This is a genomic window from Cognatundibacterium luofuense, assembly GCF_018139685.1.
In the GTDB taxonomy this organism is placed as follows: Bacteria; Pseudomonadota; Gammaproteobacteria; order Burkholderiales; family Burkholderiaceae_D; genus Undibacterium; species Undibacterium luofuense.
Window position 1 is genome coordinate 1 of sequence record NZ_JAGSPN010000617.1, and the last position, 286, is coordinate 286.

The window sequence follows — 286 nt, forward strand, 5'->3', positions numbered from 1 at the left end:
TACGTTGCCCGATCCGGATAAGAACTGAATTTAGTCAAGCCATCGCAGGCTACCCAGCGCTGCGACACCATGCTTTCAAGCCATTTGCTTAGCACACGTGGGACCAGCTTATACGGCAACCACGCGGTTACGTCCGCTGGCTTTCGCCTGGTAGCAGGCTTTATCGATACGTTGAAATGTCAGGTCAGGGCTATCATCGTTTTGCCAGTCTGCTAAGCCAGTTCCCATACTGGCAGTAAATACAATCTGCACCGTTCCAAGCTGACAAGGTGTTTTTTGCAAATCT

At 50.3% G+C, this 286-nt stretch carries 1 protein-coding gene; it reads right to left on the reverse strand.

The genetic code is table 11. The features are described 5' to 3' along the window. Nucleotides 1–108 precede the first annotated feature (108 nt). Nucleotides 109–282 (reverse strand): GGDEF domain-containing protein, encoded by a 174-nt coding sequence (locus KDM89_RS23015; RefSeq protein ID WP_212689859.1) that lies wholly within the window; start codon nucleotides 280–282, stop codon nucleotides 109–111. Between the last annotated feature and the right edge of the window lie 4 nt (nucleotides 283–286).